Origin of the sequence: Chryseobacterium tructae, from assembly GCF_030409875.1 — a bacterium.
Taxonomy (GTDB): Bacteria; Bacteroidota; Bacteroidia; order Flavobacteriales; family Weeksellaceae; genus Chryseobacterium; species Chryseobacterium tructae.
The window spans coordinates 3566043-3589823 of sequence record NZ_JAUFQR010000001.1 but is presented as its reverse complement, the minus strand read 5'-3'; the positions used below and the strand labels follow the sequence as shown (position 1 = coordinate 3589823).

General features: G+C 35.0%; 26 protein-coding genes and 2 pseudogenes. 16 read left to right on the top strand and 12 right to left on the bottom strand.

The features are described 5' to 3' along the window. Positions 1–18: 18 nt before the first annotated feature. Both QWZ06_RS17885 and QWZ06_RS17880 read right to left on the bottom strand, forming a co-directional pair. Positions 19–345, bottom strand: coding sequence for a helix-turn-helix domain-containing protein (locus QWZ06_RS17885; RefSeq protein WP_290300088.1), 327 nt, complete (start codon positions 343–345; stop codon positions 19–21). Between the two features lie 60 nt (positions 346–405). After that, complete coding sequence (locus QWZ06_RS17880) at positions 406–1590, bottom strand: serine hydrolase domain-containing protein (protein ID WP_290300087.1); 1185 nt, start codon at positions 1588–1590, stop codon at positions 406–408. 290 nt (positions 1591–1880) lie between these two features. Between QWZ06_RS17880 and QWZ06_RS17875 the strand changes: the two genes are divergently transcribed. Continuing rightward, positions 1881–3230, top strand: a complete 1350-nt coding sequence (locus tag QWZ06_RS17875) for a phosphatidylinositol-specific phospholipase C (RefSeq protein WP_290300086.1) — start codon at positions 1881–1883, stop codon at positions 3228–3230. 116 nt (positions 3231–3346) lie between these two features. On the opposite strand, the gene QWZ06_RS17870 is transcribed toward QWZ06_RS17875, so the two are convergent. From QWZ06_RS17870 to QWZ06_RS17855, 4 genes are all read right to left on the bottom strand, one after another. Then, positions 3347–4105 (bottom strand): T9SS type A sorting domain-containing protein, encoded by a 759-nt coding sequence (locus QWZ06_RS17870; protein ID WP_290300085.1) that lies wholly within the window; start codon positions 4103–4105, stop codon positions 3347–3349. 250 nt (positions 4106–4355) lie between these two features. Continuing rightward, a complete protein-coding gene (locus QWZ06_RS17865; RefSeq protein ID WP_290300084.1) occupies positions 4356–5174 on the bottom strand; it encodes a DUF2314 domain-containing protein in 819 nt (272 codons plus the stop codon). A 44-nt stretch (positions 5175–5218) separates the two neighbouring features. Further along, a complete protein-coding gene (locus QWZ06_RS17860) occupies positions 5219–5857 on the bottom strand; it encodes a hypothetical protein (RefSeq protein WP_290300083.1) in 639 nt (212 codons plus the stop codon). Positions 5858–5966: 109 nt separating this feature from the next. Beyond that, positions 5967–6395, bottom strand: coding sequence for a DUF4268 domain-containing protein (locus QWZ06_RS17855; RefSeq protein WP_290300081.1), 429 nt, complete (start codon positions 6393–6395; stop codon positions 5967–5969). 142 nt (positions 6396–6537) lie between these two features. Here QWZ06_RS17855 and QWZ06_RS17850 point away from each other — a divergent pair, with 142 nt between their 5' ends. The 4 genes from QWZ06_RS17850 (at position 6538) to QWZ06_RS17835 (ending at position 8427) form a co-directional block, all read left to right on the top strand. Next, positions 6538–6945, top strand: coding sequence for an RrF2 family transcriptional regulator (locus QWZ06_RS17850; RefSeq protein WP_045502189.1), 408 nt, complete (start codon positions 6538–6540; stop codon positions 6943–6945). An 89-nt stretch (positions 6946–7034) separates the two neighbouring features. Continuing rightward, a complete protein-coding gene (locus QWZ06_RS17845) occupies positions 7035–7157 on the top strand; it encodes a hypothetical protein (protein ID WP_290300078.1) in 123 nt (40 codons plus the stop codon). A gap of 2 nt (positions 7158–7159) precedes the next feature. Next, positions 7160–8047, top strand: coding sequence for a sulfite exporter TauE/SafE family protein (locus tag QWZ06_RS17840; protein ID WP_290300076.1), 888 nt, complete (start codon positions 7160–7162; stop codon positions 8045–8047). A gap of 89 nt (positions 8048–8136) precedes the next feature. Next, on the top strand, positions 8137–8427 hold the full coding sequence (locus QWZ06_RS17835) for a putative quinol monooxygenase (protein WP_290300075.1): 291 nt from the start codon (positions 8137–8139) through the stop codon (positions 8425–8427). A gap of 171 nt (positions 8428–8598) precedes the next feature. On the opposite strand, the gene QWZ06_RS17830 is transcribed toward QWZ06_RS17835, so the two are convergent. After that, on the bottom strand, positions 8599–9909 hold the full coding sequence (locus QWZ06_RS17830; RefSeq protein WP_290300074.1) for a T9SS type A sorting domain-containing protein: 1311 nt from the start codon (positions 9907–9909) through the stop codon (positions 8599–8601). 390 nt (positions 9910–10299) lie between these two features. On the opposite strand from QWZ06_RS17830, the gene QWZ06_RS17825 reads away from it, so the two are divergent. The 10 genes and pseudogenes from QWZ06_RS17825 (at position 10300) to QWZ06_RS17780 (ending at position 19847) form a co-directional block, all read left to right on the top strand. Then, positions 10300–12405 (top strand): TonB-dependent receptor plug domain-containing protein, encoded by a 2106-nt coding sequence (locus QWZ06_RS17825; protein ID WP_290300073.1) that lies wholly within the window; start codon positions 10300–10302, stop codon positions 12403–12405. A 16-nt stretch (positions 12406–12421) separates the two neighbouring features. Further along, positions 12422–13540 (top strand): HmuY family protein, encoded by a 1119-nt coding sequence (locus tag QWZ06_RS17820; RefSeq protein ID WP_290300072.1) that lies wholly within the window; start codon positions 12422–12424, stop codon positions 13538–13540. 49 nt (positions 13541–13589) lie between these two features. Beyond that, a complete protein-coding gene (locus QWZ06_RS17815; RefSeq protein WP_290300071.1) occupies positions 13590–14468 on the top strand; it encodes a heme/hemin ABC transporter substrate-binding protein in 879 nt (292 codons plus the stop codon). After that, a pseudogene (locus tag QWZ06_RS17810) lies at positions 14452–15491 on the top strand (FecCD family ABC transporter permease). Before QWZ06_RS17815 ends, QWZ06_RS17810 begins: the two are co-directional and overlap by 17 nt. Further along, positions 15491–16264, top strand: coding sequence for a heme ABC transporter ATP-binding protein (locus QWZ06_RS17805; protein WP_290300070.1), 774 nt, complete (start codon positions 15491–15493; stop codon positions 16262–16264). The pseudogene QWZ06_RS17810 and the gene QWZ06_RS17805 overlap by 1 nt, the downstream one beginning before the upstream one ends. Positions 16265–16266: 2 nt before the next feature. Beyond that, entirely contained in the window at positions 16267–16917 is a 651-nt protein-coding gene (locus QWZ06_RS17800; RefSeq protein WP_290300068.1) for a class I SAM-dependent methyltransferase, read from the top strand. Positions 16918–16921: 4 nt separating this feature from the next. Further along, positions 16922–17949, top strand: a pseudogene (locus QWZ06_RS17795) (hemin-degrading factor). Positions 17950–18091: 142 nt separating this feature from the next. Further along, positions 18092–18964, top strand: coding sequence for a ChaN family lipoprotein (locus QWZ06_RS17790; RefSeq protein ID WP_290300067.1), 873 nt, complete (start codon positions 18092–18094; stop codon positions 18962–18964). 254 nt (positions 18965–19218) lie between these two features. Beyond that, complete coding sequence (locus tag QWZ06_RS17785) at positions 19219–19434, top strand: hypothetical protein (RefSeq protein WP_290300065.1); 216 nt, start codon at positions 19219–19221, stop codon at positions 19432–19434. Then, positions 19431–19847, top strand: a complete 417-nt coding sequence (locus tag QWZ06_RS17780) for a peptide deformylase (RefSeq protein WP_290300063.1) — start codon at positions 19431–19433, stop codon at positions 19845–19847. The genes QWZ06_RS17785 and QWZ06_RS17780 overlap by 4 nt, the downstream gene beginning before the upstream one ends. Before the next feature lie 62 nt (positions 19848–19909). Here the strand turns inward: QWZ06_RS17780 and QWZ06_RS17775 are convergent, their stop codons facing one another. The 4 genes from QWZ06_RS17775 to QWZ06_RS17760 all read right to left on the bottom strand — a co-directional run bounded on the left by QWZ06_RS17775 (position 19910) and on the right by QWZ06_RS17760 (position 22459). Continuing rightward, positions 19910–20791: a chitinase gene (locus QWZ06_RS17775; RefSeq protein ID WP_290300061.1), complete on the bottom strand. Its 882-nt coding sequence runs from the start codon at positions 20789–20791 to the stop codon at positions 19910–19912. A gap of 144 nt (positions 20792–20935) precedes the next feature. Beyond that, positions 20936–21361: an organic hydroperoxide resistance protein gene (locus tag QWZ06_RS17770; RefSeq protein ID WP_290300059.1), complete on the bottom strand. Its 426-nt coding sequence runs from the start codon at positions 21359–21361 to the stop codon at positions 20936–20938. Beyond that, a complete protein-coding gene (locus QWZ06_RS17765; RefSeq protein WP_290300057.1) occupies positions 21362–21796 on the bottom strand; it encodes a MarR family winged helix-turn-helix transcriptional regulator in 435 nt (144 codons plus the stop codon). It abuts the gene before it with no gap. A 30-nt stretch (positions 21797–21826) separates the two neighbouring features. Next, positions 21827–22459, bottom strand: coding sequence for an NAD(P)H-dependent oxidoreductase (locus QWZ06_RS17760; protein ID WP_290300054.1), 633 nt, complete (start codon positions 22457–22459; stop codon positions 21827–21829). 225 nt (positions 22460–22684) lie between these two features. Here QWZ06_RS17760 and QWZ06_RS17755 point away from each other — a divergent pair, with 225 nt between their 5' ends. Further along, a complete protein-coding gene (locus tag QWZ06_RS17755) occupies positions 22685–23440 on the top strand; it encodes an SDR family oxidoreductase (RefSeq protein WP_290300053.1) in 756 nt (251 codons plus the stop codon). An 18-nt stretch (positions 23441–23458) separates the two neighbouring features. Here QWZ06_RS17755 and QWZ06_RS17750 read toward each other — a convergent pair whose 3' ends face one another. Continuing rightward, positions 23459–23770 carry a hypothetical protein gene (locus tag QWZ06_RS17750; protein ID WP_290300050.1) on the bottom strand — a complete coding sequence of 104 codons (312 nt, stop codon included), beginning with the start codon at positions 23768–23770 and terminating at the stop codon, positions 23459–23461. Between the last annotated feature and the right edge of the window lie 11 nt (positions 23771–23781).

The window sequence follows — 23781 nt, the reverse complement described above, 5'->3', positions numbered from 1 at the left end:
TCTCTTCTTTCAAGACTTCTACTTGTTCTTCCAGAATCTTAATATAACTCTGTAAATTTTCAACAATAGAATTGGGAATACTATGGAAGTGGTTAAATAACTACCAGCATTGTCATTGAAAGTAGTATTGTCATGGTTATTATGAACTATTGCTGTTTTCTTTTCCTCTTTTATCTCTTCTACAGGAACATCAAGTGCTTTTGCAAGCTTTTCCCATTCATCATCGTATATTCTTACTTCGTCATTCTCTTTTCGAGAGTAGTTTGAAACATCTGTCGAGATGATTTTAGACATATATTCTTGGGTGTACCCTCTTTGCTTTCTTAGATTTCTTAGCTTTTCCATAATGACCTTTTTATTTGTGTCTTTATACAAATATAAATAAAATGAAAAGAAGTTTTAAAGCTATTTCCGGAAATGATTCTGATATTTCTCCAACACATTCCATATCCCATAAAAAGCATCATTTCCTTTCTTATCCGAGAAATTGGTATTAAAAACCATTATTCTCCCCAGATTATTTTTAGGATCAAAAAATAGCATAGACATTACACCCGGATCTCCACCCGTGTGGCCAATATAGCCTGTATAGCCAAATCCAATAAATATTCCCACATTATAAGATTCGCTGTAAGGATTCTGAGTATTTCTTTCTGTAAAACTAGCGGCAGAAAGTTGTGGTGTGAAGTATTCTTTATAGCTTTTCTGGCTCAGAATGGTTCCCTTTCCGTTATATCCTTTGATGAGCTCAGTCAAATATTTACTTAAATCATTACTATTAGTGATAAATCCACCATCAGGATAGGTTGCAGAAAGATAATAGGGAAGTACTGTTTCAGGATTTTCATAAAGCCTGGAGAACTTTGAAAATTGAATGTCTTCATATTTCCATCCTGAATCATTCATTTGTAAGGGTTTCAGAATATATTTTTTGGTAAACATACTGAACTCCTGACCAGTTGCCCGCTCTATGATAAAAGCTGCTAAAGCCGTTCCTACATTGGAATATTCATACATTGTTCCCGGTTGATGGGAGGAAAAACTGTTTGTATTCCATTTTCCATGTTCAGATAATACATTTTCTAAAAAGACAGACATTGTAATGAGCGAATCTGAAGGGTTGAATACCTGTTCATCATCAAAATTAAGCTTTGCTCCATTTAGATTTTGATCGGGTTTTAGAAAGTAGTTTTTAGATAAATAGAATTCATTATCCAAAATAGAAGAAGTATGCGTTGCCAGTTGGCGTATGGTAATAGATTTTTGAGGGAAATTAGGATTAACAATCTTAAATGGTAAATATTTCTGTATTGGCTCATCCAGATTTAGTTTTCCCAATTCCTGAGCCTTCAAAAGGGAAATTCCAACCAATGTTTTGGAAATAGAGGCTATATTTTGAATGGTATTAATGGTATAAGGTTTCTTTTCCTTCACATCTGAATATCCAAACCCCTTCTGATAAAGAGTTGATTCATCATTAACGATGGAAACAGAAAAACCATTAAAATTCCCTTGTTGATATATTTTATTGATCTCCAGATCTAAAGAATCTGTAGCCTTATGATAAGCCAATGTTGAGCTGCTTTTCATGGGATGACATGAAATCAGTAAAAAGGAGGCTATGAAAAATAACAAAAATTTCACCATAAGATTTTAATAATAAGACATTTGAATAGAGTGTTTTGTTACAACTCTTGATCATTAAGTAAAAATACCCGAAATCAAAATCACGTATTTATACGCTATGAATGCACTTTAATTCTATCTAATTTTGTTGGAAAAGATAGAGAAATCTATCAATTATCATAAGGAATATTACTAAATCACCATATCATGCCAACAAACAACACAACAGATTTCTTCTTCAAATGATGGAAGGAGTGAGTAATTTAAAGATGGTTATTACAGATCATAGCATTTCCTCAGGGCAGCCCTGGGAAAATACACTAGATATTATTCAAAAATCAGGAAATACCTGGGAAATTGATGTTCAGGCCGGAAGACACGGTACCGATACGGTGGCCCAATGGTTTAAGAGTAAAATATCTGGCGGTGATGCTATAGGTTGCAGCTCTAATGATGCTTTACCAGGGAAACTGAACTTTGCGTTTACCTGTATTTTATCCTTTGATTATCAAAACAGACATTGTGAATTACATGATATTCAGATCGGGCAGGGACATAATTCAAAATCGGAAAACAATTGGTGGATTGGAAGCCGAAACATTAAAAAGATATCAGGAACTTATATTTTAAAAACAGATGGAAATACCTATTTCAACTGTAATGTTTCAGTATCTGGTGTTAACCAGTTTTATCTTAAATTAAATGGCTCGGAATGGATGAGTAAGCTGAATCAAAACGTTTCTCTCAAAGCTTTAAGTATTCCGGGAACCCATGATTCGGGAACGTATAAAATCTCTTCTGCATCATTCGGTGCAAGATGTCAGAACTATGATATTAGACAACAGCTGGAAAACGGGATTCGTTTTCTGGATATCCGGCTTGTGAATTCATCCAATTCTTCTGATCCATTAGATCTCTATCACGGAATTATTTCTTGTGGAGTCACCTTTGGGAATGTATTGGATGCCTGCCAGTCATTTTTAAAAGATCATCCGTCTGAAACTATTTTAATGTCTGTAAACAATGAGAAAAGCGGGCAGGATATTTCTGATAACTTCATCAAATACCTTAAAAAATACAATACACTTTACTTTCAGGGAAACGCGATTCCCAGCTTGAATGAAGCCAAAGGAAAAATTCTCTTTTTATACAGGTTTGATTTGAATGTCGGCAACTCGGGGATTGATAAAAATAAAGTAGGAGTGAGGTTTGGAGCCTGGAAGGATAATACAACTTTTGAAACTACGAATGCCAATGGGCAAAAATTCTATATTGAGGATAATTATGAAAGCTATGATACCCATCAAAAGGTAAAATATGTACAGGAAAATCTGGAACGGGCTATGCAGATAAATGCTCCTAATGATGCGATCCTCTATGTGAGTTTTAATAGTATTGCTTATGGAGTCTTTCATCATACGCCTTACCAATACGCATGGGGCGGATCAGGAGTTGATCCGGCTATGAATCCGTGGCTGAAACAGTATACCCAATATTCTGGAAAGAAGAGATTGGGAATTATTCCGCTTGATTTTTATAATAATGGAGGCGGAAACCCGATTGAAAACGGATTAGTAGACAATATTATCCAATCCAATCATTGATTTTTGAACCACTAAAGCGGTTAAAATACCTTACTTAAACGCTATACTGAATAAATAAGCAGATAAAAAAAGAGAAACTGTACAGTTTCTCTTTTTTGTTAGTTAGTATTTTAATTTTACTCTTTGATAAACTTAGAACTTAGATCTCCGATTTTATAAATGTAAAGACCATTAGCTAGGTTTTGTACATTCAGAGTAATAAGATCATCATGGTTGGAAAAAGACTGATTAATCACCAATTTTCCTGTTGTATCAAAAACTTCAACTTTATTAGCATTGTTTTGAGGATTATTGATTTTTAATGTAGTTTTAGCAGGAATAGGAAAGGCAGCTAATTTATTCTTTACTGTCATAATCTCTTTGTTCGCAAGAACTGTAGTAGGTAATGAATAAATTTCTGTTTGTTGAGTAGTCTCGTTAAGGAGTTTTATCTTGTTGGTGTTATCTATAGGGTCATGATAGATTTTGGTGTATTCAACTCTGTAGGTTCCAGGGAAATCTTTGATAATGGTACCATCTTCGTCAATGATTTTTAGCTTCGAATCAGGGGTGCCGCTTTTGTGGAAATAAACGATAAACTCCAGTTTGTCATCCGAATTGAATATATTTTTAGAAACCTGGTAATCTAAACCAGCATTAAAAATCATCCATTCATAGCCTGCTGGCATTGTGATATTGAGCGTTTTGATATAATTGTAGTTTTGTCCGTAAATTTTTATGATAGGTTGATCTATTACTTGTGTACAATACTGTAATTGATTGTCATTAATGTAGACGGCAGCATCTTCATTGGCTGGAAAAGAGTGTACTAAATTTATTTGCCCAAAAGCAAATCCTGTCGCTAGCATAGCGATCGAAAATAAAAGTTTTTTCATGGTTAAGAATTTAATGAATATTGAAATTAATTTGTTTTGATTGTTTATAGAATCGTGGAAGTAATGGTAATGTTTTTCATGATTTTAGTTTCACAAAAATAATAAAATAAATAGAACTTAGAATAAACCTGTAGTTTTAATAATGGATTTAAAAGTATTTATTTCTTCACAAAAAAAGAGAAGCTGTAAAGCTTCTCTTTTTTATTTGATCTAGTATTCTTCTAAGTTTTTCACTCTTATTGTTTCGCTATTAATAATTTTCCAATACCGGAATAAGATGTGTCCAATTCAACTGTTTTGCATAATCTAGCGCCGTTTTTCCTGTTTTGGATTGAATTGTTTTATCAGCTCCTGCTTCCAAAGCGGTTTGTATTGTGGTCAAGTTTCCGGCGATGGTTTCTCTGTGAAGAAGCGTTTGTCCATTTTCATCGATCTGTTTAATCTCATCAGGGTATTCCTGTAAGAATTTGACAAAATCATCTTTCATGTTTCTGCTCATCGGATGTTCGATAAGGTTTTCAGGCTCTTCCTTCTGATTATTCACCACAAGGATATCATTGAAGTCTCCGAAATCCAGCTGCCATGCATCATCATGATCTTTTCTTTCCGAAGCAGACATATCTGAACGCATCTTTTGAATGGTAAAGCCACCATACGCTTTCGGAAGAGGGTCTGCAGAGGATGAGAATAATTTAGAAAGACCTTTAGGCTGCTTTACACTGGGAGTGATCGCAAAAAGCCAGTCACTGATCTCAGTAAGCGGAATGTCAATATAATCTCCAACCTGAACATTTTTCAAGGTGTTGGGCTCATTGATCAGATATCCTGTTACACGCTCACCGTCAAAACCAACATCATTGATCCACATGTGCTCAACGATAGTTTCTCCTGTTTCTGTTGTATCTGAAAAAAGAGCTTTTACACATGATACATCAAGCCCCGGAATGATTCTTCTGTATTCCCAGGATTGTTCGCGCCAAAAATATTTAAAAGTTTCCTGTGCTTTCTTGTACGCTGCAATCATTTGTGGGTCATCTCCATCTGCCCAAAAAATAGGATTGTTTTCCATATTATAAATTGTAATTGGTTTGTCTGATGTATTTTAAATTTTTTCTAGTTTTGATAAGCCTCCTTAGGAAGTAATGCAGCCGTTTTGTAATAGCTTATATCCACCTGATACTGCTCCTGAAGTTCATGAAATGTTTCGTAATCATAATGAGCCCAATTGTGTTCGTTATCAGGATCTGAAGTTTTATCAATAGCTAGTTCGAGCTTTCCGTCTTCCTGGTAACTGCATTCTAGGGCAGCATATTTCTCTCCGGTTTCATCCGTAGTATACCAGCATTTCACGGTTCTTTCAAGATGTGGCTCCTGAGTTTCATTGTCAATAACCTGAGAACATATAAAGTTTTCAGGATCATCAATTTTAAAAACAGTCTTGGAAATTAGAGGCAGATCGTCTACGGATAATGAATACAGTTTATTGGTGGAAATAATGAAACCGTCAGCAGTTTCCTTTTTTTCGATATCAAAGAAATCTGATTTTTCTTTCAGATATTCCAGGATTTCCGCTTCATTGTCGCTTTCATTTAAGAAATAATTGATGTTATATATACTTTCATCGTTGATAAATTCAATCTCTTTCAGTATATCGGAGTCACTTTCATAATAATACAGATGATATTCATCTAGCTTCATAGCTTTACTTTTGGAAATAACTTCTCCAAAAATGTTTTTGTACACTTTTCTCATTTTTAATCATGTTTAGTTTCATCTATTAGTTTAAGTGGTATGGAACAAAGATAAGTTTTCTTTTTTATCTTAACCTAAAGTGTAAAACGGTATTTATTTCGTAATTATTTTATATGTCCTTTATAAAATCCTCATATTCGTAATAAAATCTTTCAAATCCATCCATTTTGTCGACGAAGAATTCAAAAATTTCCTGCCATGTGTTTTTGTTGAAAATTGAAACACCATTTTTTTCGACCCAAATCCTGCTGATAACCTTTCCATTTTCTAATGTAAAATGCTCTTCTTTCTGGAAATCTCCAATGAAATCCTTTAAAATATCCTCTAAAGACCATATTTTATTATAGTAGGCATCGCGGAACATCTCATCTTTCATTTCGATATCAAGAGAAACTTCTACTTTTTTGTTATCGGCAGAAAATTTAAAAGCCATATCCTTGATCTTAGTGTCATACAGGATCCATTTTCTTGGAAAAGATTTTCCAAAAGCTGTCCAAAATTCCTTTTTTAGTTGTTGTGCTTCTTGTTTACTGAACATAGGGCAAACATAACGATTTAATAGGAAAAAGGCAAAACTACGGTATGGCAAAAAAGATAAAAAATGAAACCGTTTATGGGCTCTTGGGCAATTTTGCCTTTTAGCTTAAACATATTTAAACAATTTTCTTATTTTTGCTGTGATGCTATCAAAAAAATCTCAATATGCGTTTAAGGCACTTTCATATCTTGTAGAAAAAAGAAATGAAGGCCCGGTTCTTATTTCCGAAATTGCGGAACACAAAAAGATACCCTTAAAGTTTTTAGAAAACATTCTGCTTGAACTGAAAAAAGCGGAGATCCTTGACAGTAAGAAAGGAAAAGGAGGGGGATATTTCTTGAAAGAAAATCCTGAAAATGTGAAGTTAGCCAAAATCATTCGTCTTGTGAATGGCCCCATTGCGATGCTTCCATGCGTAAGTCTGAACTTCTACGAAAAATGTGAAGACTGCAACGAAGATCACTGTGGCTTACATGATGTATTGATTGAAGTCCGGGATGCTTCACTGAATATTCTTGAGAAAAAAACTTTAATGGATCTGGTCGATTGACCTGATCCTTTTTTTTGAATAATTAGTCTACTTATTTTGTAGGATAATATTTTTATTGGATATTTGCAAGACTTCAAAAAGAATAAATTATGATTCCAAAAGAAGATGTAGATATTATAAAGCCTTTGAAAACGGGAGGAAGATTGAAAAGTAGTATTGTTCTGATGAGTAATACAAAGAATAGTAAGGGATATAAACTTATAATTTCATAGGTATGGTCATTACAAGAAAGATTCAGATAAGGCTTAATATATTGTTTGTAACGATTGCTTTAGGATCAATTGCTCTTTTTTCGCTGTATGAATTGGGATATTTTGATGAATTGCAACAGGTTTTGGCGAAGGATCATTATATTTTTTATTGGATGCTTCTGGTGGGTGTTTTCGCAGAAATTGTAGCCGGATCAATGGGGATGGGCTATGGCGTTATCTGTACAACGACTTTAATGTTTCTGAATATTCCTCCTCATATTGTAAGTGCAAGTATTCATTCTGCAGAAAGTTTTACCACAGCAGCAGGAAGTATAAGTCATATTAAGCTTAAAAATGTAAGCAAAAGTCTGGTGAAAAAATTAGCTATTCCGGCAGTTATTGGAGCAATTATTGGAGCAGTAAGTCTTACCTATTTTGGCGAATATTATGCAAAGATTACCAAAACGATCATTGCTTTCTATACCTTATACCTTGGATTCCAAATTCTTTCCAATGCTTTTAAAGATAAACAAAGTAAAGCTCTTAAAAGGAAAACCAATCTTACAAGACTTGGAGTGATTGGAGGATTCATAGATTCCTTTGCAGGAGGAGGCTGGGGGCCATTAGTAACTGGAACTCTTATCAAAAATGCATTTACTCCAAGATTTGCAGTAGGAAGTTCCACTGTTGCCAAGTTTATCCTGACCATAACAGCCGCCACTACCTTTTTTCTAACCCTTGGAATTCAGCACTGGAATATTATTTTAGGGCTTCTGATCGGAGGAATTATTACGGCTCCTTTTTCCGCAATGCTTACTGCAAAGCTTCCTGTGAAAAAAATGTTTATTGTTATTGGAGTATTGGTGATTGTAATGAGTTCTATAACTATTTATAAATCAGCACTCAGTTGAAAAATATGCTTTAATAGATAAAAATAAAGAGATTAAAAAGAAATTTGATTTTGAAAATATTTTACTTTTACATCAATAAATATTAGAATATGAACTTACATATCATTGCACTTTTTAAGTTTAATGAAAATTATTTGATGGAAGCAGTAGAGCTTTTTCAAAATCTGGTAAAAGAGACAAGAAAAGAAGAAGGCTGTCTGCAGTATGATCTTGTTGAAGATAAAGATAACAAAGGTACATTCTTCCTGATTGAACTTTGGGAAAGTGTAGATCATCACAACAGACACAACGGACAGGATCATTTATTGGATTTTCGTAAGGATGCTTCCAAGATCATGGAAAGTGGAGCGGAAGTTTACAAAGGATTTAAAATCTATTAAATGATAAGAGCTGGAAGCAGGAAGAGGAAGGCTGTAAGCTCCTTTTAGCTATATGATTACTGAATATTATTAATCGGTTTCCAGCTTTGAGTATGATAAAATAAAAGGCGGTTTCAGAATACTGAAGCCGCCCTTTTATTAGAAAAAATAGAAAGTATTTTGAGTAAAATATTATTTCACAATAAGTTTTTTCGTTTCAGAAGTTCCTCCAAAGGTAATTTTTACCATATAGTTTCCTGAAGTTAGGTGCGACAAGTTCATGTCTTGACTGTAAAATCCTGTTTGATTAGTTAATTCAGCAGTATATACTTTTTTTCCGGTAAGGTCGTATACTTCTACACTTCCTTTGTTACTTGCTTTTTCCTTTACATCAAACAAAACAGTTACTCTTTTATCTGCCGTTGTCGGGTTTGGATAGATTCCAAAAGAAGCTTTTTTGCTTACTTCAGTAACTCCTAGTGATCCGGTGATCTTTTTGTATTTGAAATACATATTACCAGTTTGTGAACCTTCATTAGAAGTGAAATACAATCTGTAGTAATCCGTCCCTTGCTTCACATAATAAACCACATCATTATAAATTCCTGAAGTAGGTTTCCATGAATGTCCAATCGTAGTTATATTATTAGAGTATGCTGTAGGTAAAGTTCCTGTAGCGATTGCCTGTACCTCTGGTCTTACTTTAGCCACAGAGATATTAGGACTCTGGATAACACCAGCCATTCTGTATTTCATTGTTTGTGGATTCCCTTGCTGATCTACATAAGGATAATCTGTAAAATATCTTGTGAACACTAAGTCCCATGCATTTTTAGAGGGTTCCATATTAGGAACTTTTGCTCCGGTATCAAAGGAGAAATAGTTGAAAAATGCATCATCTGTTCCGTTCGCCAGAGTTTTTGTTTCTGTTGCACCCCACGCAGTACCATTCCATTTGGCATATTTAAAGGTATATCCCATAAATGCATCTTCGATCGCAAATTTAATGTAATCTCCTGTAGCATATTTTAAAACAAAAATTGCTTTACCTACGATGTGGTGAGTTAATCCATTGTAAATTCCCCAACCTGTTGCAGGAAGATTAGGATTAGGAGAAGTAATAGGGCCTTGTTCAAAAGCTCCCTGGCTCCAATCCGTAATTTGGTCAGGATTGTAAAGCGGCTCGCCCCATGACGCTTCGTTGTTGATACTGATATTATCCCATTCGGCTAAGCTAGTGGCAGCGGTATATACTTCAATGTTTTTAGCATCATTAATTCTTGTTCCTACTGAAAAATTTGAGTTTCTATAGAATGCAATATCCCATGTATTTGCAGGTTGAGAAACGATATTCCCATTAGAGAGATTAAAGAATGCACGATTCTGATATCCATTTCCCAATGTCATATTTGCCTGTGTGTATCCTAATGCATCTGTCTGTGCAAGAACTGTTTGTTGAACAGTAAGAGCAAACATTGAAGCCAATAATAGTTTTGTTTTCATAATTTATTTTTTAAATTATTATTTAGAATTATTCCACAAAAGTATATAATTATTTTTAATCATTCTAAATAAAAACATGATTTTTATCTTGTTTTTTTTAAAGAGGGAAGGATTAAGAAAAAGAAAAATGTCTTGAAAGTAGCACTACTATTAGGTTTATATAAATAATAGCACTTTATAAGGACATCTTTATTAAGATGGCTTTACTGGAAGTAATTTTTTGAAAAATCTGATTTTTATATCTTCTCTAATAGCTTTACATACTCGTATTTTCAAAAAAAATATCCATATTACTCAATTATTTTTATTTAGAATTATTCCATCAAATTGTATAATTATTTTTACTTGTTCTAAATAAAGCATTATATTTGTCGAAAATTTTTTACCCTTATGAAGAAGAAGGTACTTTCCATTCTGTCATTATCCATAGCGGTTTGGATGAATGCGCAAGAAAAGGATTCTCTTAATCAAAAGAAAGTCGAAGAAGTTGTTATTACAGGACAGTATAAACAACAGTCTATCAATAAATCCATATATAAAGTTGACGTTATAGATGCCGTACAAATCAAAAATATGGCGGCCAACAATGTAGCTGATGTTTTGAATCAAAGTCTTAATATTCAGGTTACTCCGGATTCCCGATCAGGTAATTCTACGGCCAATATTATGGGACTTAATGGAGATTATGTAAAGATCTTGATCGACAATATTCCGGTAGTAGGAGATACAGGATTGGGCAGTAATATTGACCTTACTAAAATTGCTTTAAGTAACATTGAGCGTATTGAGATTGTTAAGGGAAGTATGGGAGTAGAATATGGAAATGGTGCTGTAGCCGGGGTAATCAATATCATTACAAAAAAGAATAATACAAAGAAGGTCAGTGTAAGAGGATCACTTCAGGAAGAAACAGTAAGGGATAATTACGATCTTAAGAAAAAAGGAAAGGGAAGACATATTCAGAATCTGAATGTTGATTATAATATTAATAATGAATGGTTTGCGAATGTGAACTTCAACCATAATCAATTTATGGGATATGAAGGGAATAGTGAAGGATACAAATATTTCGGTCAGGATGGTAAAAGAGGATATGAATGGAACCCGAAAGATCAGTATGAAGCTTCTGCATTGGTAAGATATTCAAAAAACAAGACATCATTCTTCTATAAGATGTCTTACCTGAAAGAGAATTTCAACTTCTATAATCCTGAAGTTAGCAGAAGACCTCTTAACGATGGGCTAGGAGGAGTAGAATATGAAAGCAGGGATAGAAAATACAATACACACCGTTGGATCCATCAGTTTAATATTCAGACGAATCTGGGACACATCCGATACATGGGAGATTTCTCTTACCAAAATCAGGACAGAAGGTATTTTGATTACAACTATGATATTCCCAACAGGTTTGTAAAAAGTGAGCAGGAAGAAAAATCTTATTATAAAACAGATGTAATCTATTCAAGAGGGATGTTCAGCAATTTCCTGGACAATAAAACTTTTGATTTCCAGCTTGGATATGAATTGGATCATACCAACGGATATGCTGCTTTGATTGCGGGTGATTTCTTTGGAGAAGCCGTAAAAAGAAAAATCTTTACTTATTCCAATTTCCTTTCTGCAGAATGGAATATTTCAGACCGCCTTTCTGTAAGACCAGGGGTAAGGCTATCCCTAAGTGAAAATTTTGCGAATCAGTATAATTATTCACTTTCCGCAAGATATAAGACTTCAGAAAATTCAAATATTAGAGCCATTGTAGGATCAGCCAACCGTTTTCCAAAGTATGATGAACTGTATACTTATTTTGTGAACCTTAATCATGATATACAAGGGAATCCGGATTTAAAACCTGAAACCGGCTTTTCAATAGGAGCTTTTTGGGATCAAAATTTTACAACAGGCAATGACTGGAGAATTGCATACAGTGTAGATGCATTATACCTTGATGTACGCGACAGGATCGACATGATGATCATCAAAGAACCTTCTACGTATAAATATATGAATATCAATAGATATAAGAATATGTTGTTGTCTGCCAATGTAGATTTCAGAAAAGATCAGTTTGCTTTTTCCGTAAGAGGATCTGTGAATGGAACATCCGTTAGTATGACAGAGGTAAAAAATGGTGCCCCTGAAGATTTCCAATATCTCGTACAGGCAGGAGCTTCAGCAACATACAAGCTAAAAAATACAGACACCAACTTTTCACTTTATTATAAATATACAGGAGACGACAGGCTTTATGTATCCGATGCAGCCGGGGGCGTTCGACTTGGTAAAACAGATGGATTCCATATGATGGATTTCATCGTAAGCCAGCCTTTCTGGAATAACCATTTTGAGATTGCTGTGGGAGTTAAAAACATTTTTGATGTAACAAGTGTAAGATCTACCGCTATGGCAGGCTCAGCACATACGGCAGCTTCCGGAACAGTTAATTTATATTATGGTAGAAGCTATTTTGCAAGACTTATGTTTCAATTTTAAATAACAGGTTACTATTATGAAATATTTAAAAATATTATCTCTTCTTTCTATTATGGCTGCTACACAGTCATGCCTTTCTGCAGACGAAGATCCGGTGGCTGTTCGTCCTATGACAGGATCTGAAGTAAATGTTACAATAGGGGGAGCCACAGAACCTAATCAGGTTTGGATTGATCTGAGTGAATTTGAAAATCCAAGTATTAACAAAAGAACAGACTGGGATCTTGGGTTTTATACCGGGGACGATTTTCGTGTGATCATGAATGGTTCTCTTGCCATGACTGTCATTAAAATACCTAATGCTACAGACCTTGGTAAAGTAAAAGAAAAGAATGTAGAAAGTCTTATGGAAATTGCTCAGGTAGGAACTTTTGATGCTGAAAACCTGAAATATATTGATAATCCAAACGGAAATTTTCTAACACAGACTTCAGGATTTGAGACGATCAAAGAAAATGATGCCGATAATCCCATCTATCTGGTTAATATGGGTAGAGAAATGCCAGCTGCAGGAAATGTACCTGCTGGAGCTGTTTCATTATCCGGAGATGCAAGAGGCTGGAAGAAAGTTCAGATTGTAAGAGCACAGAATGGATATAAAATTCGTTATGCAGATTTAAATGCTGAAAGCACAAATATCAAAGAATACATCATTGCAAAAGATACAGAATATAATTTTGCATTCTTTAATCTTAAAACAGGAACTCCTGTAAAAATTCAACCTAAAAAGAAAAAATGGGATCTGGCATTTACTACATTTACCAATGAAGTATTCATCTCGCCAGGAAATAGTGCCGGAAGTTATTTTTATGCTGATTTTATCGTAACCAATACCCTTAATGGAGTAGGTGCTTATCAGGTAAATGTAACCGGAAGTCTTGATGATGCATATAGTGCATTCAAACTAAAAGATGTAGATGCTAATAAATTTGTTTTTAATGACCACAGAGCGATTGGAGATAAATGGAGAACCACTACCGGAACATCAGCGAATCCTGTTCCGTTTGTATACTCAGATCGTTTCTTTGTACTGAAAGATGCTGAAGGTTTCTATTTTAAATTGAGGTTTAATACCATGAAAAATAGCAAATCAGGCGAACGTGGTTTTACCAACTTTGAATTCGATCCTTTATAGTACATCCAAAGAATAGTATCAGAATTAGAAAAAATAAAAATATCTATCTATGAAAAAATTCATCCTTGCAGCTTCTGTTCTTGTAGCAGTATACTCTTGCAAAAAAGAAGAAGGTGCAAAAAAAGAAAATACAACAGAAGCTTCTTCAGAAGCTCCAAAAAGCAATAATAAAATTGTAACCTTAAACGGTGGAATTACTGAAATTGTAAGTGCTTTAGGTCACGAAAAAGAAATTGTAGGAACAGATGTTACCAGTACGTATCCGGCAAGTTTAAAAGCTACAGCTAAAAATCTGGGGCACGTAAGATCTATCACAATTGAGCCGATTATGGCTGTAAGTCCTACCTTAATTCTTGCTTCTGATAAAGATATCAACCCTGAACTGATGGGGAAAATCAAGTCATCAGGAATTAAAGCAGATGTGTTTAAGCAGGAATATACGGTGGAAGGAACCAAAAAGTTAATCGAAGACGTTGCCAAAGCAATCGGAAATACAGATTATCAGAAACTGAATGATAAAATTGATGCAGATCTGAAGCAGGTTCAGCCATTAGCTAAAAAACCTAAAGTCTTATTCATTTATGCAAGAGGAAATATGCTGATGGTAGCAGGTAAAAATACCCCAATGGCCTCTTTAATTAGTCTTGCAGGGGGAGAAAATGCAGTAAATGAGTTTGAAGATTTCAAACCGTTAACTCCGGAAGCTGTTGTAAAAGCTAATCCTGATGTACTATTCTTCTTTGAAACAGGATTACAGGGAGCAGGAGGAAATGAAGGAGCGCTTAAAATGCCTGGAGTTTCACAGACAAACGCCGGAAAAAATAAGAAGATCATCGCAATGGATGGAGGGTTAGTTTCAGGTTTTGGGCCAAGACTAGGAGAAGCAGCAGTTGGATTAAACAAACTTTTAATTGAAAACACAAAGTAAATTATACTTTTACATGACAATAAGTACTGTACTGCTTGGTATCATAGCAGTATGGTCTATTAATACAGGGGTTTACGATTTTGGTGGTAAATCTGCATTTAATGTTTTAGGAAAAGTAATACAAGGAGATTCTGATTTATCATTAAGTGATAAATATGTAGTTTTGGATGTAAGAGCAGCCAGAATTATTATGGCTATTTTAATTGGCGGGATGTTATCCGTTTCCGGGACAAGCCTGCAGGGGCTTTTTAAAAATCCTCTGGCAACAGGAGATTTAATAGGTCTTACCTCAGGAGCTACACTACTAGCTGCTATTGCTATTGTTTTAGGTGGACACTTTAAAGAATATCTTCCTGAAGCTGTACAATTTTCATTAGTAGGTATTTCTGCTTTCATAGGATCTTTTTTATCCATGATGCTGGTATACAAAATTTCCACAAGTGGCGGAAAAACCAATGTGGTTATGATGCTGTTGACGGGAGTCGCTATTACAGCAATAGGTTTCTCCATCACAGGATTTTTAATATACATCTCAAAAGATGAACAGCTTAGAGACCTTACATTCTGGAATCTGGGAAGTTTAGCAGCTGCAACATGGACGAAGAATATTATTCTCGGCATTGTAATGATCGGAGCCTATATTATTTTACTGCCTAAAGGAAAAGCTTTGAATGCCATGATGCTGGGAGAAAAAGATGCACAACATTTAGGAATTAATGTAGAAAGACTGAAGAAGCAGATCATTATCACTGTAGCATTAATGGTGGGAACCTGTGTAGCGTTTTCAGGAACTATTGGTTTTGTAGGTCTTATAGTACCTTATATTTTGAGACTGTTGTTCAAATCCAATTATACCTTATTCTGCCTCTGTCTGCAGTATGTGGAAGTATTCTGCTTCTAACCGCAGATACATTCAGCAGAAGTATTGTAGAGCCTTCAGAATTACCGATCGGGATTTTGACCGCTTTAATGGGCGGGCCTATTTTTATCGCTATTTTGGTTAAATTTAAAAAATCACTGTAATGATCAAAGCACATCAAATTAACTATAAGCATAAAGAATTCCGTATTCTGGATGGGGTAGATGTCTCTTTGGAATATGGAGAATTTTTAGCGATTGTTGGCCCTAACGGAGCTGGGAAATCAAGTCTTTTAAGTGTTTTGGCTCATGAAGTAAAATCTGAAAAACGAAAGGTACTATTTAAAGATAAGCCCATTGAAGACTGGAATGTAAAAGATCTTTCAATACATAAAGCCAAGTTCTCACAACATAACAGCAATGATATTCCTCTTGAGGTAAAAGATGTAGTGATGATGGGAAGATATCCTTATTTTGATACGCAACCCGGAAAAGCAGATCTTGAAGCGATGAACAACAAGATGTATGAAACAGATATTTTTCATCTTAAAGACAGAGAATATAACACTCTATCCGGTGGAGAGAAACAACGTGTACATCTTTCAAGAGTAATGGCACAACTGGAAAATGAGGTCGCTCACAAACTGGTTTTTCTGGATGAACCTCTGAATAATCTGGATATCAAGCATCAGTATAAGGCGTTGGAAATTATCAAAAATTTTACCAGGAAAGCAAACAGTGCGATTGTTGTGCTTCATGATCTGAATCTTGCTGCACAGTTTGCAGATAAAATTTTATTAATGAAATCAGGACAGGTTTCCGCTTATGGAACTCCAGAGGAAGTCTTTACCGCAGAAAATATCAGTCATGCTTATAACTTTCCGTGTACCATTTGCGAACACCCCATTACTAATAACCCAATGATCATTTTTGGATAACCATGGAAAAAGAAGAACTAAAAACCCTTGCACAGAATCTTGCCAACCCTCAGGGAGAAAAAGGCGTAGAGATCGGAGAAATGATGAATGCCACTAACATCGGTATGACGTTAGAAAGTATCAGAACCCTTTTGATTGAAGATGATGAAAACATCCTTGAAATAGGCCACGGAAATGCAGATCATGTGAAAAGCATTCTCAGCCTGGCTAAAGGATTGAAATATACAGGGATTGATATTTCTGAAACCATGAATCTGGAAGCCAAAAGACTGAATCAAAAGTTTGAGGATCAGACAGAATTCGTTTTATATGAAGGAACAAAGCTTCCTTTTGAAAATGAGACTTTCGACAAAATATTTACAGTCAATACCGTTTACTTCTGGGAAAATCCAGTTGAATTTTTAAATGAAATCTGCAGGGTTTTAAAGGATAAAGGAACCTTTGTACTGACATTCGGGCAAAGAGATTTCATGGAAAAGCTGCCATTTACCGCTTATAATTTCACGCTTTATAATAATGATGAAATGGAAGAGTTGGTATCTAAAAGTCACTTTAAAAGAATGAAAACTTCTGAAAAAGAAGAACAGATAAAAAGCAAAACAGGAAACGAAACTATACAAAGAATCTATACAATTTTAACAATAAAAAAATAAGATAATGAGCACATTAGTTAATGATTTAAAAGAAAAATGGGAAGCTCTGAAAGCAGAAAATCCACACGTAAGAATAAGAAATGCTGCTGCCCAGTTTGGGGTAAGTGAGGCAGAATTATTAGCAACAGGCGTAGGAGAAGGAGTAACTGTATTAAATCCTGATTTTCCAGGAATTCTTACAGAGGCAGAGCAATTGGGAAAAGTAATGGCTCTTACCCGTAATGATGAATGTGTTCATGAAAGAAAAGGAACCTACCTAAATGGAGATTTCAGCAGCCCACATGCACAACTTTTCGTTGGCGAAGATATTGACCTTAGAATTTTCCTTAACCATTGGAAATTTGCCTTTGCAGTAGTGGAAGGAGATAAAAAAAGCCTTCAGTTCTTTGGAAAAGACGGATTGGCATTGCATAAGATCTATTTGACGAAGAAAAGCGATGAAGCTGCATTTGATGCTATCATTGAAAAATTCAAAGCAGAAGATCAAAACCAAGCTTTCACTTTTGAAGCAGTAGCTCCAAAACAAGCAGAAAAACCGGATGCAGAAATAGATGTTGAAGGATTTAAAAAGGCATGGACAGAATTAAAAGATACCCACGATTTCTTTATGATGACCAGAAAGTTTGGAGTAAGCAGAACTCAGGCTTTAAGATTGGCACCAGAAGGATTTACTCAGAAAATTGATAATTCTAAAGTAGTAAACGTCCTTGAAGAAGCTTCTGAGAAGAATACCCCAATTATGGTTTCGTAGGAAACAGAGGAATCATTCAAATTCATACAGGAAATGTAAAGAAAACACTTTGGCACCAACAATGGTTCAATGTAATGGATCCTGATTTCAACTTACACCTGGATGTCACTAAAATTGCAGAAGCATGGATTGTAAAAAAACCTACTGAAGACGGAGAAGTTACGGCTATTGAAGTATTCAATAAAGAAGGAGATTTTATTGTTCAGTTCTTTGGAAAAAGAAAACCTGGAATTCCAGAACTTCAGGAATGGAAAGACCTTGTCGCATCTCTTGAGAAATAATAATTAGATAATTTTTAAGGAGGCCGTTTTGTTTGTAACATGCAAAGCGGTCTTTTTTATGTCAGGAGCAAAAGCTAAAAATGCCAATTTGTACCGGATATTTATGTAATTTGTAGTTAAATTAAAATAGTAAAGATATAAAATGAAGAATATTTTCATAGCGATGCTGCTTGCAGGGTTTTGTACATTAAGTGCACAGAACTTTAAAGCTTATCAGTTTTATGATCAAAAAGGAAAAGAAGTAAAAACCGATAAGCTAATCAAGGAATTGTCCGAGTACGATGTTGTTTTCTTTGGAGAAAACCATAATAGTTCTATTAATCACTGGCTTCAGCTTAAAATTACAGAAGCTTTGTATGAAAAGAAAAACGGAAAACTTATTCTGGGAGCTGAAATGTTTGAAAGAGATAATCAAGCTCAGCTTAATCAATATCTGAATGGAAAATTAGATGCCAAAACATTTAAAGATTCTGCCCGTTTATGGAATAACTATGCAACAGACTATAAACCTTTAGTAGATTTTGCTAAAAATAAAAAACTGAATTTCATAGCAACGAATATTCCACGAAGATATGCTTCACAAACAGCAAAAGAAGGATTGGAATCTTTGAATAAGTTAAGTGAGAAAGAAAAAACGTACATTGCTCAGTTACCTATCAAAGTAACATTGGATACTCCGGGATATCCGGAAATGAAGGCAATGATGGGTGACCATGCAGAAGGAACAAAGGTGATGAATTTTATTTCGGCCCAAGCAACAAAGGATGCTACAATGGCTGAGTCTATTCTGAAAAATATACAGGAAGGAAAGACCTTTATTCATTATAACGGTAATTATCACAGTAAAGAATTTGGTGGAACTTATTGGTATATCAAACAGAAAAATCCAAATCTGAAAATGGCTGTAATCTCTGTTTTTGAATCAGAAGATCCGGAATTAAAAGTTCCTTCAAAAGATTATATTCCAACAGAATTCAATCTGATTATCCCAAGCGATATGACGAAGACTTTTTAATTTTTGTTTCTCACAGATCACACAGATTACACAGATTTTTAAATAATCAGAACAATATCAAATTCAATAGGAACGGGCTTTAGCCCGTTCTTCTTTTATATAAAATTCCAATGGCTTTAGCCAAAACTTAAGAACTGAAATACGAATATAGAATTAATGACTCACCGTAACTTCCAGCTTCCAGCCCAAAAAATCCAACACAATGATCCATTTTCACCAGACAATCTCTACCTTTGTTTAACATTTCAGTCAACATGAAAAAATTATCCATTCTATTTTTACTTTTTGCAGTATTGCTTAATGCACAGAAACTCACTTCCACAGAACTGTCCATTATCAATGAAGGAGATGTCAATTCTGCTTTACCAATCTATCAGACTACCGATGCGCATCAGCATAAAACATTGTTGAGCCTTTCTTCAGAAATCAATCCAACAGATCCTAATACAGCTGTTTTGGTGAAAGAATGAAAGAATCGCTTCTTTCAACCGATGGTGGAGTAGGAATTGCTGCCCCGCAGGTAGGAATCAACAGAAAGGTAATCTGGGTACAGCGTTTTGATAAAGAAGGAACACCTTTAGAATATTTCATCAATCCGGTGATTGTTTGGAGATCCGATTTGCAGAACCTTGGACCTGAAGGAGACCTGTCAATTCCTGATTTCAGGGATCAGTTTTATAGAAGCAAAGTCATTCAATTGGAATATGTAGATTTGAAAGGGCAAAAATATTCAGAAGTAGTAGAAGGATTTACAGCCGTTATCTTCCAACACGAAATAGATCATCTTTTCGGAATTTTGATCTCTGATAAAAAAGAAAAAGAGAAAAACGATTCCTATAAAAAGGTAGATGCTTATCAGAAAAGTGATCTGAATAAAAGATAGAGTCCAGATCATATAATAAGCTCTATCAAAAAGGTTACAGCACAATGCTGTAACCTTTTTGATTAATTACCAAATGGTTTTTGAGTGCTGCAGCTAATGTTTTGTCCGGGATCTACTCCAAAATATTGACAAAAATAACGATAGTATTCATAACGGTACTTTGTTTTGGGCTGTGTGGTAGATTGTCCGCATTCAATCCCCCCATTGATAATATTTACAGTAGTTCCAAAACCAGAGATCCTTCCGCTTTCTGTATCCTTTTCTGTGGGCTGCCATTTTCCGATCATTACATCATGACAAGAAGGTTTAGGGAATTGAGGGGTCATCCAGAACCAGATGGCAGAGGCAAAAGATAAAACATTGTTTTCAGCCAGAAGTCCAGGTTTTTTTAAAAGTATATTTTTATCACCAAACCAAGCTTCACTAAATTGTCCATAGTTGTAATTCCAGCTGAGCTGTTTAGGGCCACGACCGTAATAAGCTTGTCCTGCTGCAGGTGGATAGTTTACCTTAGAAGCATCAGAATAATTATTCCCATTTCCCTTATTGTTTTCTTCAATAAAATAAAGTCCCCATTTATAATAACCTCCCGGAGCATCATCCCAGCCGCCACTTGTTTCCTGAGCGATGTTGGCAAGAAATGCAGCGAGCTCCCTCTTTTGATCTTCCTGAGTTCCTTGATTCAGAAAATCAGGGAAGTGAGCGGCAGCTTTTATAAATGCCTGATAAGAATAAAAATCCTGATGATTACTATTTTTTCCCTGAATATTATTCCTGTTGGGAAATAGCAAGTTCCAGGTTTTAGCATCTATAAGCTGGTTAATATGTGTTGCTGCTTTAGGCTCATTAATCTGCTGTAAAGAAATGTTCTTTTGTGCAAAAGAGCAGCTGTAAGGAATTAAAAAAAGCCCTAAAGAAAATAGTATGGTAGGTAGTGTTTTCATTATTTAATGATACTCAATACTTTATTTTGTTAAACGATTAAATAGAGCAGCTATTGTGAATAGTCAAACTGTTTCAAAAATAAAAAATGAGCTGTTTTTGAGATAAAAACAGCTCATTTCAAATATAATTATAAAAAAATTGGATTAATCATTATTGGTGACAGAAAGCTTCACCTCAATATTGTTTCTCGTTGCATTAGAATAAGGACAAATCTGGTGTGCTTTTTCCGTTAAAGCTTGTGCTTCCTCAATAGAAACTCCAGGAATATTAACATCCAGTTCTACAGCCAATCCAAAACCTCCGTTTTCAATCTGTCCTATGCTTACCTGAGCAGTCACAGTAGTTTCGCCGGTTTTTACTTTACCTAAACTGATCACTCTGTTCAATGCACTGTCGAAGCATGCAGAATATCCCGCAGCAAAAAGCATTTCAGGATTAGTAAAGTCATCATTAGCTCCTCCTAATGCTTTAGGCATTTTTACTTCAAGATCCAACACTCCGTTTTCACTTTTTACATGGCCATTTCTTCCGCCTGTAGCAGTCACTTTTGTTGTATATAACGTTTTCATTTATTTTTCTATTTTGTTTAATATTCTTAAGACTGTTTCTTTAAGTTCCAATAGTTCTTCAGGTTGTATCCCAATTTTTTCCTGGATCTTGCCCGGAATTTCACAGGCTTTTTTTTGAAGCTGTTTTCCGGCTTCGTCTAAAAATACTTCAACAACTCTCTCGTCCTCTTTTTTACGTTTTCTCGTGATAAACCCTTTTGTTTCCAGTCTTTTGAGAAGGGGAGTTAGCGTTCCACTATCCAGAAATAGCTTTTCTCCGATATGACTTACCGTAAGCCCATCGCCATTCCAAAGTATCATCATAACGAGATATTGAGGGTAGGTGATGTCCAATTCATCAAGAAAAGGGCGGTATAATCCTGTGATTTCCTTGGCGATTACATATAACGGGAAACAGATCTGGTTTTCTAGTTTGGGTGTATTTGAAAGTTCCATAAGGTTAAGTACGAAAGATTCGTGAAGGTATTACTTTTTAATGATAAATTCATCCATTGGAAGACGGACTTTTTTCATAGAAGACAGCCAGTCATTGGCTTCGTCACGGTATCCAAGATATAAAAGACTTACACTTTTTAAGCCTAATTCTTTTAATCCCAGAACTTCATCCACTATTTCATTGCTGAATCCTTCCGCCGGAGTGCTGTCGATTTTAAGTTCTGCAGCTTGAGCAAGAGCAATTCCTAAAGCAATATAAGTCTGGCGGGCAGTGTGTGCAAAGTGCTGTTCAGGAGTCTGCGCTCCATACATTTCTTTAATTTTATCTGTGTAGCTTCCGAAACGACCTCTTGGAAGATCTCTTACATCGGTATGGTGGTCGTATACTTTATCTATTTTCTCATTAGAATAGCTGTCCCATGCAGCAAAAACCAAAACATGTGAAGAATCTCTCATCACTTCAGGGTTTAAAGCACCTGCAATCATTTTTTCTTTTAATTCCTGATTTTCTACTACGATAATACGGAAAGGCTGCAGCCCTGATGAAGTAGGAGCCAGCCTCGCTGCTTCCAGAATAGTATTTAAATCTTCGTTTGATACTTTTTTTGTTGGGTCATAAGCTTTTACAGCATGTCTCCAGTTCAAGTTTTCTATTAATGACATTTTTTTATTTTAAATTATTAAGTAATTATTTATTTATTTTGCGATCAATTATCTATGCAAATATATAGACAATTAAATTGTGTACAATTTAATTTTGAAAGATTTTATTGATGATGATTATTTATTTTATAAAATGAATCGATTTTTGTATTTTCAACATGAATTGGATTTTTTTCCATCATCGAGATTCCAATCTTTGCCATAGAATTTTAAAACCAAAAAACAATGCAAAGATTTAGAGACAAAACAGCAGTAATTACCGGCGGAACAAACGGAATGGGGCTAGCTACTGCCCAAAAATTTATTGAAGAAGGAGGTCGTGTAATAATTACCGGGCGAAGCGAAGAAACCGTTCATAAAGCTTTAACACAATTAGGAGAGAATGCTTTTGGAATTGTGTCTGATGCTGGAAATATGAGAGATTTATTGCGTTTACAAGAAGAGGTAAAGCAATACACTGAAAAGGTTGATGTTATTTTTGCCAATGCAGGCTATGGAAAATTTGCTCCCGTTGAAAGTGTTGATGAAAACCAATTTGATGAACTGTTTAATGTATTGGTAAAAGGCTCTTTTTTTACCGTTCAGCAATTGTTACCATTGATGAAATCAGGAAGTTCTGTTATTTTTAATACTTCTGTTGCTACAGAAATTGCGATGAGCAGCTTTTCTGTGTATTCGGCAGCGAAGTCGGCAGTACAGTCTTTTATTAAAACATTCGCTGTAGAATTAACGGAGCGTGGAATCCGCGTAAATGGGGTGAGCCCCGGGCATATTAAGACCAATATTTTCAACAATACAGGCTTAGCTCCTGATCAAATTGAAGAAGCCGTTGAGAATATCATTCCAACAATCCCTTTCAGGAGACAGGGAAACCCGGAGGAAATTGCTAATACAGTTTTGTTCCTTGCTTCAGAAGAGGCATCCTATATTCATGGGGCGGAGATTAAGGTAGATGCCGGAATTTCTGTAATAAGATCGTAGATTGAACTTGACAAAGGATTATTTAACCTCATTGATCTGTTTAACTATATTGGTTTTATTTTCAACACCTATATTATAAGCTTTACCTTTTTTAAAACTTAGATTAGCTTTTTCAATTAGTGTTTTATAGTCAGCAGATTTTTTTGAAATATAAAAGACCTGAGCACTTATTCCAATGGCTACACGGACAACCTCTTCCGGTTTATCCGGGTCTTCCAGGATATTGTTGATGGTAGAATTATTATACCATGTTAATTTCTGGGATTCAGAATTAGAAGAACAGGATGTGATCATGATAAAGATTAATAATAGATAAGTCCAGGCTTTCATAATAATAAAGT